The sequence below is a fragment of the Vibrio sp. 1159 genome (genome assembly GCF_033340395.1).
Lineage (GTDB): Bacteria > Pseudomonadota > Gammaproteobacteria > Enterobacterales > Vibrionaceae > Vibrio > Vibrio alginolyticus.
In genome coordinates this window covers 130,128-148,278 of sequence record NZ_JAWOWL010000001.1, presented here as the reverse complement: position 1 = coordinate 148,278, position 18,151 = coordinate 130,128, and the positions used below count along the sequence as shown (strand labels likewise).

The following is an 18,151-nucleotide window of genomic DNA, read 5'->3' as shown; positions in this document are numbered from 1 at the left end:
TATACAGCTCATGCATACTCCATATCACCTCGATTGGTCGCACAATGCTAATCTTAGGATCATGTGTTGTACGCTTTGTGGGGACAGTTTGTTGTTTTCAACATTGTTGGTAACTTTCATTGCAGGATTTGGCATTCTGACCATTAGCCACCATTAGCCAGTGACGCCCTTGCCATTCGGATTGCATTCCCCTTAGTCACGATAACTCCACTTTCTTTCAAATGAAGGGGGTTGCCAGCTTTGCTGGGCAAACAACGACGAGGGCTCCCACATGGGGGCCCTCGTATTGATGTTGCATTTTAACTAGCCTCTGTCACAGGTCACGTATGTAAATATCGCAGTTTCCTAAAACTGCGATTTTCTTCGTCTATTCCTTCATACACTTTTCCAAAAACAACAAAAATTGAATATTGAAACTTATCTCTCCTAACCCCTACTGAATAAGATAATTAGATAGATACTTAAAAACGAGCTTTTGGAGTTATAGAATTTGAGCTAAAATTAGTCGATATAATGAAAATAACCGTTGGCTAAATTATGTTCCTCGAGCTTAGTTTTATCTTTTTTTCTTCATTTACAACTCTATTCTTGATGCGAAAAATAGCAAAAAGAATTGGTCTTGTAGACAAACCAAATGCCAGAAAACTGCATGATGGTGCAATTCCTTTGGTAGGTGGGATTTCCATTTGCCTAGTGCTGGCGCAGTACTTAACTTTTAGGCCTGAAGCAATCGAACATAGCTGGCTGTTCTTGTTATGTATTGCTGTCCTTACTTTTGTCGGTGCTGTTGACGATAAAATAGATTTGAGCTTTAAAGTTCGTATGGGAGTTCAAGCCATTTTATCGATTATAATGATGAAAGTTGCTGGTATTGAGCTACATAGCTTAGGCAATTTGTTCGGAATCGGTGAGATATCATTAGGTTTGGGGGGGACATTAGTTACCATTCTGGCTGTCATTGGAGCGATTAATGCGTTTAATATGGTGGATGGTATTGATGGCTTGTTGGGTGGACTATCTATCGTAACTTTTGGTGCCATTGCATTCTTGCTACAAATAGACAGTCAGCACGGTTTAGCTTACCTATGCGTTGTCATTATTGTAGCGATGCTGCCTTATATCTTTATGAACTTGGGAGTACTGGGACGAGAGCGTAAGGTATTTATGGGAGACGCCGGTAGTATGATGATTGGCTTTACTGTCATTTGGTTACTTTTAGGAGTAAGCCAAACGGAAGGCACTCCACTTATGCGCCCAGTAACTGCACTTTGGCTTATTGCGGTACCATTAATGGACATGGCAGCAATTATGATTCGCCGAGTTAGAAGAGGTGATTCCCCATTTAAACCGGACAGAGAACATTTGCATCACATTTTCCAGCGTTTAGGCTTAGGCCCAAGACAAACGCTAGTTGCTATATGTTTGATCGCCGCAATGTATGCGTCATTCGGAATTTATGGTGAGGCAACAAACATTCCTGAAGTAATAATGTTTATGCTATTTATTGCCTGCTTTATAGTTTACTCTGTTGTCTTGGCGTATATCTGGAAAATAACTCGCTTTATCCGTGCTAAGTTAGGAAAGGACACCCGCATAAACGATACTTCTTTTGCAAAATAGTTCGGCCTATTGGGAAGCATATCAGCTTGATAAGTCGTTGCGACGCCTTACCTGCCAACATGCGAAGGCCATCGTCTATTCACGCAATCGCGTTTTTGAAGACTTGTCTTGGCATATCAGCCACCCAGAACTGCCGTTGGTGAAATACTATGCGGCCTTATTGGAAGCGGAGGGACAAATGGAGAAGGAGCAGGTGTGGCGGCGACATTTGATCTATTGCCGAACATTGTGTTTAGCCCTTCTGGAACAACAGCAACATCCAAAGGCTGACGTGTGTTATTTCATCAATGCGGTTCTGGTGAACATGGTTGAGGAGAGTCAATGCCTATGCTACTGCTTTAGGGCTACGCCGCAATGCTTTCACATAGATCAATGGCGTTATTTTCTCTTGCCGATGCCTTGGGAAAATAACGCCATACTTTACAGTGATTCGAAACGTGAGCCGAATTAAACACAGCCCGTTCTAATTTCAACACAGCCAACTCGGTATACATCTGGTTGGCTGTATCTTACAAAATATCAACACTACCTCAACTGAAATTACAATTCGCAATGACTAATAAAACTCGTTAGCGATTAGATAGTCGCCAAATCTCATAGTCTCATTATGCAGGCAAAAGTTCGTCAATACTCTCTCGTTGCTGGACCTGTTGCTCGTTAGCCGGAGGCGTCAAATAGAGGTTTTGATAACAATAATTGGTTGCTTCAATGTAGCCTTCCACACTGCCACAATCGAAACGTTTACCTTTGAATTTATAGGCCATCACACAGCCTTGCTGGGCTTGTTTTAACAGTGCATCGGTGATCTGAATTTCTCCACCTTTGCCAGGTTTGGTATTTTCAATGTGTTCAAAGATATCTGGTGTCAAAATATAGCGACCTATGATTGCGAGATTGCTTGGAGCCGTGCCAGGCGCAGGCTTTTCGACCATGTTGTCCACACGGAAGAGATCACCTTTGAGTTGCTCTCCAGCAATCACCCCATATTTATGCGTTTCAGAGTCCGGAACTTCCTGTACAGCAACGATGGTGCAACGGTGCATATTTCGGAGCATTCCGATCAGTCATTTCCCCTCAACACACCTTTGTCTTCGTTAACACAAAGATCATCGGCAAGCACAACTGCAAATGGGTTGTCGCCAACCAGTTCTTTGCCTGTCAGGATAGCATGCCCAAGCCCTTTCATTTCGCGCTGACGAATATAAGTAAATGAAGGAGAATCGATTAGGGAGCGAATATCATCCAACAACAACTCTTTCGACGTGCCGCTAATTTGATGCTCTAGCTCATAATTTTTATCAAAGTGATCCATCAGGGTATGTTTACCGCGACCGGTTACGATAGCCATATGGTTCATTCCGGCCTGAATCGCTTCTTCCACACCATATTCAATAAGTGGTTTGTTGACCACTGGCATCATTTCCTTCGGCATGGACTTTGTGGCAGGTAAGAATCGGGTACCGTAGCCAGCGGCAGGAAACAAACCGTGTTTGATCATGACGTTGTCCTTTGATTTTTTTATTAAGCCTATTCAATGGCATTATGTAGCGACAAAAAAGAGCAGCGGTCAAAAGACTCACTGCCCATTATGTGTAATATAAAACATCGATAACAAACACTATAAATTAGTTACTTGTACAATTATTTTTTCAATATACCTACAACAGAACCTTGCTCAACAACTAACAAAGAAGTGATACCTCTGTCAGACATTAATTCGTAAGCCGCTTGAATATTAGTACTTGGTGACACAGTAAGTGGATCGTTAGATGATATGTCTATAGCAACCAAATCGAACACTTCTTTGCCATTTTTATCCATAGCTCGTCGAATATCTCCATCAGTTATGATTCCTATACCGGAAGGTGAATTAACTAGAGTTAACCCCAGTTTCCCGCTAGTAATTGAGTGAATAACAGACTTAAAATCATCGTGTTGATCTACGATTGGATATTCAGAGACCATTTCATCTCCGACTTTAGAAAGCAATCTTCTTCCTAAACTTCCACCAGGGTGAAAACGAGCAAAGTTTTCTGGCTGAAAATTACGTGAATTCATTAAGGTTACCGTTAAAGCATCACCCATCACCAAGGTAGCTGTAGTCGATGATGTAGGAGCAAGTTGCAACGGACATGCTTCTTGTGGAACCGCAATATCTAAGTGACAATGCGCAGCTTTTGCCAAAGTGGATTCTGGCCTACCAGTGATTGCGACAATAAAGTTACCGTTATCACGTAAAAAAGGCAGCAACTTCAATACCTCGTCTGTTTCACCAGAGTTGGAAATAGCAATGAAGACATCTTCTGTCTTTACCATACCCAAATCGCCATGAAATGCTTCACCTGGATGCATGAAAAAGCTAGGCGTGCCTGTGCTCGCAAAAGATGCAGCGATCTTCTTACCAATAATCCCCGACTTACCCATACCGCAAATAATGGTACGGCCTTTGGTGTTTAAAATTGCTTCTATAGCAACTTCAAAAGACTGGCCAAGCTGTGTAGCCATATATTCTAATCCACTGATTTCTGTGCGGATAACTTCCCTAGCGCGCTCAATTACTGACATTTTAGTTTTCCATTATTGTTTTAACATTTAAATAATCTTGCTCAGTATCAATTCCGTGTGGTGGGGCCTGTTCTACAATCGTTGCTCCAATGGAAAAACCATTGCTCAAAGCACGTAATTGCTCAAGCTTTTCCATATTCTCTAATGCTGATTCTGAATATTGGCAAAATTGGCGAAGGCTTTTTACAGAATAAGCGTAAATACCAATATGACGAAAGACTGAGTCAATTGATTCAGGTTGGTCACGATTAAATGGAATGGCCGAACGAGAGAAATATACAGCCCGACTATATTCCCCCATGGCAACTTTAACGATATTTGGGTTAGTCACATCATCAATACAATGTATCGGTGAAATAGCTGTCGTAATATCAAATTGGCCATTCTCTTGGGTAAAATTAATTAGCTGACATATCAATGCGCTTGGAATTAATGGCTCGTCTCCTTGAACATTAATGATTAACGTCTCATCATCCCAACCAAGTTGATCCGCAACCTCATTTAACCTATCCGTTCCGCTAGGATGCCTTGAATCGGTCATAACACATGGTATAGCTAATTCAGATGCTTTTGAAAAAATACGGTCATTATCTGTAGCGACCACAATATCTTCAGATTGTACACCTGCCTCAACAACACGCTGGAACACATGCCAAAAAATAGGTTTACCACATAATGGAAGCAAAGGCTTACCAGGTAAACGTGAAGACCCATATCTCGCGGGTATGACAACTTTTATCCTGCTATTCACTGCTCTACTCCTTTGAAGTCGTCTTGAGCAATTTTGTTCAAAAGCGGTTGATAGATCTCTTTTAGCTGAAGGCCACTTTGTGTCATGAGTAAGTGATCCACAAAATCCCGGACCATTCCAAAGCCACCGTTACATTGAGATATCCAATTAGCTTCGGCTAAGACCAATTGGTGAGCATCCGCTGGTGCGGCTGACAAACCACATTGGCTCATAATGGGCAAATCAAGCACATCATCACCACAAAAAGCTATTTCATCTGTAGCAATATCAAAACGATTACAAATTTCTTCCAATTTAGGAAGCTTATGCTTGCAGCCAGTTTCAATAACTTCAAAGCCAAGTTGTTGGCAGCGCTTTGTTAGTGCAGGACTAGCTTTACCAGAAATTACACCGGATTTAATTCCATGCGAGCGGAGTAACTCGATAGCAAGTCCATCTTTGACATTAAATGCTTTGATGAACTCTCCAGATTCTGACATATAAATAGAACCATCAGTCATGACACCATCTACATCAAAAAGAACCATTTTGATTGGTTTGTTGATCTTTATAGACATACTTAGATTAACTTAGATTCAATCAATGGACGCTTATTCACAACCTGATCAATTTCAAGCAATGTTTCAAGAAGCTCCTCCATATGCTTAAGCGGCAGCATATTCGGCCCATCACATAGAGCATTATCTGGATCTGGATGAGTCTCCATAAATAGACCATCTACTCCTACAGCTACGGCTGCTCTAGCTATTGCAGGCACATGATAACGATTACCGCCTGTCGAACCATTCAAGGTGCCAGGCATTTGAACACTATGCGTAGCATCCATGACAACTTTGCATCCGGTTTCTTTCATAATAGTTAAACCCGGCATATAGTTGATCAACTGACCAAATCCAAAGCTAGTGCCACGGTCACATAGCCAAATATCTTCATTTCCTACAGCACGACATTTCTCAACGACTGGGGCCATATCACTAGGATGCATCCACTGGCCCTTTTTGATATTGACAGGTTTACCCATCGAAGCCACTCGTTGGATGAACCCTGTTTGCCGAACTAAAAAAGCTGGTGTTTGAAGTACATCAACTACTGATGCGACTTCATCTAGAGGTGTATCTTCGTGAACATCAGTTAAAACTTTAACATTAAGTTGGCTCTTTGCCTTTTGCAATACGCTAAGACCATTATCTAGCCCAGGGCCAGTAAAAGCGCTAATGGAAGATCGATTGGCTTTTACAAAAGAAGATTTAGCTATATATTCTATACCCAAGTTACCACAAATTTCTTTAAGTGAACCAAAAGTATCAATTACCAAAGACTCCGATTCAATAACACACGGCCCTGCTATTAAAAACATATCCGACTCCAAACAAATAGAAAGAGGAATAACAAAAACTTATAAAATAAATTTAGACTTAGCGACTCTCAAAACATACTTGACAAAAAATCTTGGATAATCGGAAACCAATCTTTTTCTGACATGTTGGTTTGATACTGCTCTCTGCAACCACCTTAGCCCAAGCTTTTTAACCCATCGATGATAATAATCACCTTTCACAGCAGTTTGGCTTAAAAAGCCACCACAGGTGAAAGCTATAAAATTTTGCTCCAAATGGGAATCAATTTTGCTTATAAAATCTTCCTGGTAAGGCGTACCCATACCTACTATTATCAAATCCACCTTGAGTTCTTCTAGAGATTTTAAGCATTCTACTAACTCTTGATCAGTATTGAAGTATCCGTTCCGATAAAATACTATGTCAATTCCAGAATACTGAAGCTTAATATTTTCAACTGCTAAACTTATTTCTTCTTGCTTACCACCGATAAATGCAACTTTCTTGGAGTTCTCTACAGCAAATTCCAACACATCACTAGCTATTGACGAAAAGTCAAAACTATACCTACTAATATTTGCACCATGCATTAGATTAAATATTTTTACTAATGATGCTCCATCCACATATACTCCATCAAACACGTCTTTATATTCACTTCGTTGTTCTACTAAGTTATATGAGAATGGATTAACGAATGTTACTTTAATGGAATTTGTTTTGTGATTATTAAGCAATGTTTCTATGTTTGGCGAGAGTAATATTTTTTTATCTAACCAATTCATTATCACCTCTCACCATTTCAATTTGTTAATAGTTAATCTAAAATATTTCCTAGATATAATCTTAAGCCTATCATAATAGGACAACTTCCAACTATGCTGCCAATGATGAATAGCTAGTGTGGTATTTTTTATATTTTTATACATCAGCTGCATTACAGTATCCCTATTGGGTTTATAAGGATAAAAAACTTCTTGAGTAAATATTTCAATATCTTCATCGAATGTATTTTCTTGAAGAACGTTACTCACCACTATTGGTGATATTTCAAACTTGCCAAGTTTATGGTTATTTTCCATTCTATCCATACAAGCCTTTACAAAAGCACTTCCTTTTTTTGCTCCAAAAACACCATTTGTAATCAACTTGTCGTCCTGATAGCCTAAGAAACAATCAAGCAAAAAAAGATGATCGATATTTTTTACCAACTCTATATCTGTATCTAAGTATATTCCACCGTACTCGTACACAGCCCAAAGTCGGACATAATCTGAAGCGAAAGCCCACTTTTTATCTCGTAATGCCTGTTGAACAACAGGATTATCAATTGGTGAATTTTCCTCACTCCATTTAAATATCGTAATGTTTGAAACATAATCGCCCCAAGTACTAATGCATTCTTCATTTAAATTACTTATTGGATTAGGACCAAACCAGCAGTAATGTATCAAATTACTCATAATTTACTCTTCTAAAAAATGTTGTCTAACTCAATGATTTTCTTAATTTCTGCCTTATTAAATCCTTGCGGCCTGAAATAATCAACATTTATTAAATACCGGGTAATAAACACCTTCATATCAATATCATTGAAATACTTGTATATTGCATTTCCGAATATTTGAACATCTTTATCCATTATTTTTGATTGAAGTCCTACAGTAGAGTTTATTGTAAATACAACTTTTGCACCTTTTATTAACTCTATAGAATCACAATCATTTTTCAATATAACGCCATTTAAATTACAAATAGAGTAAAGTTGTTTTATATGCTCATGATTTTCTTCAGCTGGGTGTATTTTTGCAACCACTTGAATATTGTTATTTTTAGAAAATTCAATAGCCTTTAATATCAAATCAATATTATTGATTTTGCTATTAACTAATACTTGAGTATCATTAGAAACTTGGAAAGGCACAAAGACATAATTATTAATCTTTTCGGAACTTATGTTTGAAGATTCATAGTTTGATTTTATTTCTTTTTTATTATGAAATTTATACAATCTATAGACTTTATTAATGTATGAATCGTCAGCTCGTTTACAAAAACCGAGAATATAATAACCAAAGTATTTAATTGATTCATTAAGAAGAGAGAATAGTAACAACTTACCTCCCTTACCTTTTACTTGCTTTGGCTTTTGAAGTGTTGATAAATACTTGTTTTTCCAATTAAAAAAATCCGCTTCAACCTCATTATCTATAAGTCTTTTATTTACTATAGAAGAATCTTCAAAGTACTTACTTTGTGCATTTGTACCTTTGGAATCAACAAAAACTTTTCCTGGGAAATTTGATATTTCGAAAAATCTAAATTTACTAAATGCTTTGAATTCATTAAATATTGTTTTAGCAATTAAACTTTCACCATTCCAAATAAACACATACTTAACTAACGTTTTATCAATTCTACTACATGACTGTATTGTGATATCTACTACTTTTTTTGCTAACTCTATTGACGTATCACCACTAATAACTTCGTAATTTCTCTTTATATCAACAACATTATCATCATGGCGAGATAACCGTTTACTACCTTTTTCTTTAATCGCTATTACTTTCTTACCTTTTGCAACTAGATAAAGATATACATTCAGTTCGTTAGTTATAAAAAGAGAATCAAATTCTGATGAAAAGTTACGACTAACTTCTATCCAAAACTTTGCTCTTTCAATATTGTCAGCATAGTATAAGATCATGACAAAAACCTTTTGGCTAAATTATTCAATCCAAATCGTTCTTTTAAGTTCATTAGGAAACCATTAGGGAAAATTCTTATTATCGTTACAAAAATTATTGTTTTTATTAAAATTAGCAAATTGACTTTACCCTGAAAGCACAGTCTAAGATCTCTAATGCACTGAATGTAGTTGGCATTTATTGCATGATTTACTGCAGTTTTAGAGTACAATTTGCAAGGATAAGAATTATAAATGTCTTTATATCTTTTAAAAAACAATTCTATTTGTTCAAAGTTATTGTTATCTACAATATCTTCATATTTATTTCTAGCAACTCTTCCCCGAAATAATTCAACAATAAAATCATGGATATGAATGGACTCTACATCATACTTAACAATTCTAGTTAATGAAGATAACGACATCCTATAGATGTAACCAGAATATTCTATATTTGCTACTTTGTGCTTTTGAATTATTCTGCTGAACCAATCTATGTCTTCACCAACTTTTCCTTTAAAGTATTCTCTATAACCACCAACCGAGGATATAATACCTTTTCGAATCATAATAGAACTGCCACAAATGACATCGTTGCCATTAAACAAATTAGCGAATATCTCATCATGATGTAAAGGTAAATTAGATGAAACTGAACAATAGTTACTTTCTTCATCTATTCTTTTAAAATTGCAGCCTACAGCATCAGTACAGGGATTTTCATTTAAAAAATCAAGTTGCCTTTTAAGCTTTTCAGTCTCATACATATCATCTGCATCTAAAAACGCAACAAATTCAGCACTACTTTTATCAAGTAACTTATTAAAAGTTTTCAAATAACCAAGGTTTTCTTCATTCTTTATTATTGTTATATTTTTGTGAGCTTCTGCCAGTCTTGCTACAATATTGAAAGATTCATCTTTAGAAGCATCATCGCATATAATTATATTTGCCTCTACAGTTTGTTTTAATACACTATTAATGCAATCTTCTATTGTGGATTTTGCATTGTACATTGGGATTAAAACATCTATTTCACTCATTATCTCACCTAACTATTTCAAACCATGATGACAGTAGTAACTGATCAGAAAAAACTTCATATGTCCAATGTGAACCAAAGATATATTTATACAAATACATTAAAAAGAAAAACATCGATGTTAGTAAAGAAAACAGACATTTTATTTCAACCCTATCATAATGCATATTTTTTAGAAAAATAAAAGCAACACTAAGCGATATGAAAAAGTAGTAGTTGTGGTATAGAAACATTCTTACTGAAAATAAAGGAACATTTCGGAAAATTAAGACTAGACAACTAATAAATAGAAATGGCGCTAATACATTATATATTCTTGGACTTTTATATGTTTTTCTATTGAATAAAACCAATAATAGGACAATCCCAAGTTCTACTATAAAAACCAAGAACTGTTTTGTATTTAAAACTTGTTGTGTTAAATCTGAAGCTCGATATATATAATAATCCAAATACACATTAAATATAGATATACTCAAGCCATTTAATAGTGCTTTTATAATAGAGAATAGATTACCTATCCCAAGAATATAAGATATAGGTAATAATATTATTAATGTGCGCAATTTAAGCACTTGTCCAAGTAAAACAATACTAGAACTATGTATACCAATACCAATAAAAGATAATAGGTAATATTTTTTCTTACTATTTGATAACATGTAGGACATAGCTAACAGCATAAATGCTAAAGAAGCAAAAGCTCTTGTAGTATGGCTCATATGTTCGGGTTGAGAAAAATAAAATACCCCAGCAACAAGCTGAATATAAAGAAATTTATTATCAACATTACCAAGATATCTGTTTATATTAACACAAGCTATTAATACCAATCCGATTGACAAACAATTCCAAAATAACAAAAATGTTTTTTCATTATCAAATACTGTCAAAAGACTCGTTGTATATATGAAAACGGGATCTGTTGGTCTAAACTTATAAGCATAAATAAATGGTATATCTTCCAGTGCTCTATACCATTCATAATAATTACTCAAATCGCTTTCAGCTACTTTGGTAGAATTTACCGAAGCTACAAAAAGAACAACCAAGAATATATATATATATGATTCAATATTCCTCTTGAATGTGAGTGACAAATAAACCAATAAAAATAAAACGGTTATTGTTGGTAAAGTTGAAAAAGTCAGCAATACCAAAATAAACCTTACAATTATTAAGTTGTGCTTATTAATTGTTGGCGATACATATTTCCCAATATAATTATTTTTCATGAATTTAATATTACAAAACAGATGTCATAATGTTTGTTTAAGTTTCATCCTTATTATTACAAGCTTACTTATAATAACAATTGTATATTGTATAAGGGATGATAGTATTAATGAATACATTCCTAACCTTTCGGTACTATACATTAGCACAATTAAATATACCATGTTACTCAAAACAATTATGGCTGTTACTGACTTCATCGCAGATAAACTTATACATAAAGGATGCACCCATATGAATGCAAACGCATACGCTTGTAATACTCCGAATAATATGACATGAATTTTGTAATCAATTAGTAGCGATTTAAATAATAATCTATCGAAATAGTCAAAACCCACGTACCCAAAAATAACCACGAAAATAGAAATAGCAATTGCAGTTAACATTATTTTATTTGCGATGTTTTTTATTTTATCTACACTGTTCTCTTTTAAATGATCTATAAATTTAGGGAATAGTATTTGTAAAACAGGTTCAGATAATTGTTTAACCATACCACCTATTCGTTTTATTAGATTAAAAACCCCAGCTAACTCAACAGTAAAAACCATGGATATAACTATACGGTCTAAATATACTACAGGGATATCAACAAGTGAATGTATATTCCCCCACAAAGCGTAAGAATTAAATTTCTTGAGTTTCTGTAATTTTGAACCACGTACTGATTTAATTCCTACTTTAACAAACAAAAGAAAACATACCGACAGAAACCAAACCACTCCATCGATACCACACAATATTATGATAAGTTCTTCAATATCTGCGTTAATAAAATAAGCGGCTAAAAGTTTTGTTATCGAACTAGTCATTAGTATTATTGAAACAAAAAGATATTGTTCTCTAGCCCTAAAGTAACCAATTACTGCTCCGCAATTTAAAGCGAATGAAAAAAGTAACGGAAGGACAAATAACTCTTGCTGCTCAAATATAAAATAATCTATTTTTATCGTATTTTTTAATGTTAAATATAATGCGAGTATTATTGGACTGGTTATTAAAAATATTGAAACCTCTTTGATTAGACCATAGTAGAACAACGCATTTATATCATAATCATTTTTAAATTTTACGATTGCCTGCCAAACCAAAGGTCTTGTAACTAAAGGAAATATCATGAAAAAAGATTGCACTACCACAAACTTACCATAACTCTCCATCCCATATTTATTAACTACTATTGCAGCAATCAAGAAACTCGATATCACTTGGCTTACATTGCCTGTTATAATATACAAGAAATGCCTAAAAAATCGCCACATTCAAATCAACCTCGATAATTTATCAAGCTAAAGAGTAAATATTATTAGTTTGTTAAAGTAAATCTAATTCTAAAAAATTCTAATTGTATCGATTAAGTAATTCTACCGTTTTGTAGTTCACAACATATCCAACATAATAATTTATGAATAAACATTTCTCGTGTTGATGAACTAACATTTAACTTAGTGGTAATTGGATTACTAGTCATTGGTGATGAAAACTTTTTATTTTTCTGAGGGATTGATTACAGATTATAAAAACCGTTTCGTCTAATACCACGCTCTAATTATATGACTAGAAATTAATAGCCGAATAATAATGCTATGAACATTACTTCTTGAATTATTGAATTCCATTCTCTTAAAGAATTTTTCGTGTGATTTCGCGTAAATTACTTCAAGAGTCCTGGCGAACTCAGACAATTTGAGTTCCTGAGACAGGAGATAGCCGTTTTGAGACGTATAATAATGTCGAATCAATAGTAATTCTTTGTTTTGTTTAAATTCGCCCAACCCGCCCCAACAGGTCCTGTATTTTCTTTTCAATTTCTCAAAGCGCACCTGCTTGTTGAATATAATCGTTTTTTCATCTCAGACAATCAAGTCAATTGAGACACTTTTTATCCATTTTGAGACAGCCTATTTTTACTATCTCATTGTAATTGCTTGTTTTATCCTAGTTTCCTAAACCTGCCCCAATGGCTTCTGTAGCCTAGGCTCTGGATGCTAGGTCCTCTATATCTTCATCCTTTCGAAACGCAAATCGTACTAACACAACTGCGACACCTAGCATTCCACCCAGTAATGTACCTAGTACACAGATCAGCGCTCGCTTAGGACCATCTTTTATTTCTGGAACAACGGCTGGATCTACTACCTTGAATACAAACTCTTCTTGAACTTCAGCCAGCATTAAGCTTTTGGTTTGTTCTTCTATAAGCTTGTAAAACGTGCTTTGCATATCGGCTACAGCCGTTTTCTGTAGCTGAGTATTCAGATAAGCCAAGTTTTGAGAAGTTTCTGCAATAGTACGTTCACGCATGACTTTGTTGATATCTTCAATCAGCCAGTTAACCCATTGCTGAGCAACATAAGGAGAGTAATGCTTCACCGATACTGTGTATAAACCACTCTCTTTATCTTGATTTACACTTAAGATATCTTTACTGAAACGTTCAAAAGCCTCTTGCGCTGTTGGTTTTGCACCGCGAAGACCTTCGGGCTCGCGTAACCACTTACCAGTATTCTGATCATATAGTTCTTCATCTAAAACTAATTGGTTATTAGATAAATCCCAGTCTTTTGCTGCCATTAACGGCACTAGCAAGTCATGTTTATTGATGAATTCGTCTACAAACTGGCGAGACTTTATGACTTGGACTGCAAGATCGGTTTGAGAAGTTTCACCACTACCAAGATTAACCCCAGCTAATGCCGCTAGGCCACCAAGTTGACCGGCCATTTTTGCTAAACCGCCACCGTTTGAGCTTTCTGCCGGTGCTAGTAAAGCATCAGCTTTGTAAATGTTCGGTAGGCTTAACGCGTACAATACCGAAGCGACCGCAAATACAAACGTTGTGGTGATGATGAGCCATTTACCTTTCCAGATAGCCTTGAACAATTCACGCAGATCGATCTCATCATCAGCAACAGGAGTCTGCGGGGGATAGGGTAAATAATTTGGTTGTGGTTCTTTGTGTGGTTCCATAGGGTTAAAAAGGTCCTAGCAGCCCAGAATCTAGTACTAATTCTAGGTTTGAAGATTGGTGAATTAGGATAATTTCGTTGTACAGCGATTATCCATTGAAGATATGACTTTCAGCTATCGAGAGCGTGTTGATTCGATTCCTAGCCTCGCTGGAATGACGTTTTATATTTCCTATACAAAGCACTTCGAGCCATACCTTCTTACTTTTGAAGCGAAGTAAGAGGTGTTTGGTCCCAGAGACCTAGCCCCTAGGACCGAAGCTTTTTTACTTCAATGCGTTGATTGCTACACCTGTTTGGTAAAGGATTTGCGTTGCGGCAGTCCAAGTGCTCAGCGCGTCACGGTAGTCCGTATCTATTGGAACAACAATCGTATCACCGGCACTTAGCTCTTCATTGTTATTACCAAACCAGTAGCCTGACGTCGGTTTATAAACAGAGCCGTCGGCACGTACGACGAAAATACGGTCTTCATCTGCTTGTTTTTTCGCACCACCCGCTTTGTTCAGGTAATCATCCACATCCAACTTACTATCTCTTAGATAAGTAATTGGAACCTGAACTTCACCCATAATCGATACGGTGTTACGGAAGGTCGGCACAAATAGGAAATCGCCGTCTTCTAGCATAAAGTCAGCAGAACGCTCATCTTTAATAATACGATTGAGCTGAACGACCATTCGGCCAAGTGCTTTTCTGCGACTAGCTTCCTCGACAAATTTCAGTGTTTTATCTGGGTCAGAAATAATGGAACCTAAGTTACTGTCGGCACGGAAAGTCTTCTTGGCTGTTTCTGCACGCACGTCAGCAGCATACTCGTTAAGTAGCTTCTGCTCTTTTAGTCGAAGTGCTTCACGAGTAAATATTGCCCCTTGAGGGTGAGCAAACTCAGTAAGACCACCAGCCCGCTCGAGTAGCTCTCCGAGCGTTTCACCTTGTCGTACAGTATAGTTACCCGGGAAGCGAACTTCGCCTTGCAAAGTCACTGTGCTTTGCAATTTCACATCCTGCTTTTGGAGAACGTTTAATCTATCTCTTCCACTAATAATTACATCATGGTTAATGTCACCTTGAATGGCCTTAATAAGATTAATTCGCTCTATACCAACAGATGCTCTTTCATCAAGGTTATTAATGGTGCTTCGCGCAAGCTCTGCATTGCTGAAAGCACTATAAGTCAAACCACCTGCAGCCTCTAATAGGATAGATACTGTCATACGTGAAGTAATTGGGTAGCGTCCTGGATATTTTACTTCGCCTGTTACTTCAACGATTTGTGGTGGTATGCCCAATCGAGCTTGCTGCTGCAGCTTAAGTAAAACAGGAGCTAATAAAGCTGTACGAGTGTTCTGTTTTAAACTATTAAGTTGCTCTCTTGAAACAGGCTTACCTTGCCACATCATGCGAATGTCAGTCTGAGAAACATTTTTCGACGGCTCAACAGCTTGCTCACGTTCTTGCTCTTGAGCTTGCTGTTGAGCTTGTTCTAAACTCTTCGCTTTATCTTCAGTTTCTAATAACGATTCAACATTCGTAATGCTTAATCGGTTAAAGACCAATACTCGGTCACGAGAATTAAGTTGTATGTTATCTTTGCTGCCTGGCGATAAGATCGCTTTTGCAAGGTTAACTTGATGGACTTCTATATCTCGTTGCGGATTGACTTCTCGTACGACTACGGCGTAATTAACATCTGCAGTTGAGTTGAAGGAAGAGTCAACAGAGTGAAAAAGGTCTGCAATACGTAGTCCGCTATTCCATTCAACAAAGCCAGGATGGCGTACGTCACCTTCTATTTGAACATAGCGAGTTAACTCTGCGCTTTTTTTCAGCACATTGACTTCATCACCCACTTTAACTTTCGCTTGTTGGTCTTGGGCGTTAATAAAGTTCAGCGTTAATGCTTCTCGGCTACCTTCAGTGCCAAAGCGTTTTATATCGATTTGTTCAAAGAAGGCATTGGCTGTAAAACCACCCGCCATTTGAATTAATTGTTTGTAAGTTTCACCCGGTTTTACTTCATATATAGCTGGGCGGTTAACTTCACCATCAATTGAAACGGTTTGTGCCACCGAGCCAATAAACACCACATCCCCTGGCATTAAGCGCACATCGTTACGAGCATCGCCGTTTAGAAGCAAATCGTACATGTCTAGATTGCGAATAACTTGACCATCACGCTTCAACTGAATATTACGCAGCGCACCACTTTCGCCAAAGCCACCACTGTAGTAAATCGCCTGAGAAATCGTCGATAGAGCACTCACGGTATACGCGCCCGGTTTGTACGCATCGCCCATGACAAACACTTGCATGGTACGCATTTCACCCAATGAGATGTCGCTACGTACACCAATCATCTGCTCTTGTACACGCTGGTTTAGTGAATCACGCACTTCAGAAAAGCTCATGCCCGCCACTTGCACTGGACCCAATGACGGGAAATTGATGATACCTGCACGGTTAACACGAAGACGATGAGTGGTATTCTCTTTACCGAATAACTGGATAACGATCTCGTCACCCGCACCAACCGTATAGTCAGCCGGTACTGGAACATCGCTAATAGGAGCAAATGTACTTGGTGAGCCTGCAAAAAGTTCTAACCCAAAGCGTTTTAACCCTGTCTCTTGGTTTTTCTGATTTACTTTCCTATTTTGTTCATTGTCGTTCACAGGAGTACGAGGCTCAATCACCTGTGGGTTTTGGTAAGTATCTGGCTGAGAAGATGCTGATGGGATGGAAATACCATACTTACTTGCCAGTGCTTGTTGCTGACTGGCTGGTAAGCTCTTAAACATTTGAATTTGTTCTGGAGTTGGGTTCTGCGCTAACGTGTATGGCGCAAGCATACTGGCCAATACACAAACCGCAATGGAGAAATATCCTTTAAGCATGATCGATCGCTATAATATAATGAAGTGAAAAACCTAGACACAATGACCTAGGCGCTAGGTTTTTAATTAAAACCGGTGCTGGAAGCCAAGCGAAATTCCATTCAGACGGACTTTATCTTCTGCGAGGCTATCAATAAATTCAAAGACAATGGCACTTTGCTTATCGAGCGCGTAATGCGCGCCCATACCAAAGCTAAAGCCCTGATCTTTACCAGATCCAACATTTTGTTGATCAATTTGCACACTGGAGTAACCTGCCAATCCATATAGGGCGACTCGGTCAGAGACTGGAATATTAAACTTGGTAAAGCCGCTTACTATACTATCGACAGCTAATCCACCATCGCGTTCAAGAGAGGTGCCGTAACGGGCTTCGAATCCGAGGTAATCATTGAAGAAGTAGCCAGCTTGAGCTTGAAGAAGAAAAGGGCTTCCTTCAGCTACTGAAGATGAGGTGGTGTGGTGATATTCGGCGTTAGAGTAACTCAATAACGCACCTGCATAAAAATCAGCCGAAGCAGAAAAAGAGCACAATCCTAAGCTGATTGCACTCAACGCCCCTAGCCATGGTCGTTTATTAATCACGTAATTGTTCCCTAGGTATCGACCTACCGCAGCGCTTAAAGCGAGCAGTAAGGCATGTTAAATATCTCGCGTTCCACGCTACCGCCCTGCGGCACTTACGCGTTAGCCACTGTTCGCTGATTACCGATTCACTTCTCGGTTTATTGATATAAATATTTTTATTTAAGCCTTTAAGCTTGTGAGATTACACCAAAAAAATCATGATTTAAAGTGCTCTACAAGGCTGCCAAATTATGCATGGAATGACAGTAAACAGCAAGAGGGCGAATATGTCTAGAATGTAAGAATGGGATACTCGTTTTTAGAAAAGGTCTAGGTGGCGAGTGTTCTGACTATCGAGGTAAACGTCAAGTTAGTAATTTGTCGCTTGGGATTACGGATTACGGATTACGGATTACGGATTACGGATTACGGATTACGGATTACGGATTACGGATTACGGATTACGGATTAC

Annotated in this window: 14 protein-coding genes and 2 pseudogenes; 2 read left to right on the top strand and 14 right to left on the bottom strand. The window is 37.5% G+C overall.

Features of this window, described 5'->3' with window-relative positions; genetic code table 11:
• Positions 1 to 537 precede the first annotated feature (537 nt).
• Both wecA and R7127_RS00675 read left to right on the top strand, forming a co-directional pair.
• Complete coding sequence (wecA, locus tag R7127_RS00680) at positions 538 to 1,620, top strand: UDP-N-acetylglucosamine--undecaprenyl-phosphate N-acetylglucosaminephosphotransferase (protein WP_318148287.1); 1,083 nt, start codon at positions 538 to 540, stop codon at positions 1,618 to 1,620.
• On the top strand, positions 1,610 to 2,071 hold the full coding sequence (locus tag R7127_RS00675) for a hypothetical protein (protein WP_318148286.1): 462 nt from the start codon (positions 1,610 to 1,612) through the stop codon (positions 2,069 to 2,071). Before wecA ends, R7127_RS00675 begins: the two co-directional genes overlap by 11 nt.
• Positions 2,072 to 2,225: 154 nt before the next feature.
• Here the strand turns inward: R7127_RS00675 and galU are convergent.
• The 14 genes and pseudogenes from galU to R7127_RS00605 form a co-directional block, all read right to left on the bottom strand.
• Positions 2,226 to 3,118, bottom strand: a pseudogene (gene galU, locus R7127_RS00670) (UTP--glucose-1-phosphate uridylyltransferase GalU).
• Between the two features lie 143 nt (positions 3,119 to 3,261).
• A complete protein-coding gene (locus tag R7127_RS00665) occupies positions 3,262 to 4,185 on the bottom strand; it encodes a KpsF/GutQ family sugar-phosphate isomerase (protein ID WP_318148285.1) in 924 nt (307 codons plus the stop codon).
• Position 4,186: 1 nt separating this feature from the next.
• The gene (kdsB, locus tag R7127_RS00660) at positions 4,187 to 4,936 is read right to left on the bottom strand and encodes a 3-deoxy-manno-octulosonate cytidylyltransferase (RefSeq protein ID WP_318148284.1); all 750 of its coding nucleotides are present in this window, start codon (positions 4,934 to 4,936) and stop codon (positions 4,187 to 4,189) included.
• On the bottom strand, positions 4,933 to 5,493 hold the full coding sequence (locus R7127_RS00655; protein WP_318148283.1) for an HAD-IIIA family hydrolase: 561 nt from the start codon (positions 5,491 to 5,493) through the stop codon (positions 4,933 to 4,935). Before R7127_RS00655 ends, kdsB begins: the two co-directional genes overlap by 4 nt.
• Positions 5,494 to 5,495: 2 nt before the next feature.
• Positions 5,496 to 6,305 carry a 3-deoxy-8-phosphooctulonate synthase gene (kdsA, locus tag R7127_RS00650; protein ID WP_318148282.1) on the bottom strand — a complete coding sequence of 270 codons (810 nt, stop codon included), beginning with the start codon at positions 6,303 to 6,305 and terminating at the stop codon, positions 5,496 to 5,498.
• A 27-nt stretch (positions 6,306 to 6,332) separates the two neighbouring features.
• Positions 6,333 to 7,058, bottom strand: coding sequence for a WecB/TagA/CpsF family glycosyltransferase (locus R7127_RS00645; RefSeq protein ID WP_318148281.1), 726 nt, complete (start codon positions 7,056 to 7,058; stop codon positions 6,333 to 6,335).
• A gap of 9 nt (positions 7,059 to 7,067) precedes the next feature.
• Positions 7,068 to 7,736: a glycosyltransferase family 32 protein gene (locus R7127_RS00640; protein ID WP_318148280.1), complete on the bottom strand. Its 669-nt coding sequence runs from the start codon at positions 7,734 to 7,736 to the stop codon at positions 7,068 to 7,070.
• Between the two features lie 11 nt (positions 7,737 to 7,747).
• Positions 7,748 to 8,983: a hypothetical protein gene (locus tag R7127_RS00635; RefSeq protein ID WP_318148279.1), complete on the bottom strand. Its 1,236-nt coding sequence runs from the start codon at positions 8,981 to 8,983 to the stop codon at positions 7,748 to 7,750.
• Positions 8,980 to 10,008 carry a glycosyltransferase family 2 protein gene (locus R7127_RS00630; protein ID WP_318148278.1) on the bottom strand — a complete coding sequence of 343 codons (1,029 nt, stop codon included), beginning with the start codon at positions 10,006 to 10,008 and terminating at the stop codon, positions 8,980 to 8,982. The genes R7127_RS00635 and R7127_RS00630 overlap by 4 nt, the downstream gene beginning before the upstream one ends.
• 4 nt (positions 10,009 to 10,012) lie before the next feature.
• Positions 10,013 to 11,242 (bottom strand): EpsG family protein, encoded by a 1,230-nt coding sequence (locus R7127_RS00625; protein WP_318148277.1) that lies wholly within the window; start codon positions 11,240 to 11,242, stop codon positions 10,013 to 10,015.
• A 24-nt stretch (positions 11,243 to 11,266) separates the two neighbouring features.
• Positions 11,267 to 12,508: a hypothetical protein gene (locus R7127_RS00620; protein WP_318148276.1), complete on the bottom strand. Its 1,242-nt coding sequence runs from the start codon at positions 12,506 to 12,508 to the stop codon at positions 11,267 to 11,269.
• Between the two features lie 712 nt (positions 12,509 to 13,220).
• Positions 13,221 to 14,216, bottom strand: a complete 996-nt coding sequence (locus R7127_RS00615; protein WP_025533540.1) for a Wzz/FepE/Etk N-terminal domain-containing protein — start codon at positions 14,214 to 14,216, stop codon at positions 13,221 to 13,223.
• A 265-nt stretch (positions 14,217 to 14,481) separates the two neighbouring features.
• Positions 14,482 to 16,839 (bottom strand): annotated as a pseudogene (locus R7127_RS00610) (SLBB domain-containing protein); the annotation flags it as partial.
• Positions 16,840 to 17,178: 339 nt separating this feature from the next.
• Entirely contained in the window at positions 17,179 to 17,697 is a 519-nt protein-coding gene (locus R7127_RS00605; protein ID WP_025534585.1) for a porin family protein, read from the bottom strand.
• Positions 17,698 to 18,151: the final 454 nt, after the last annotated feature.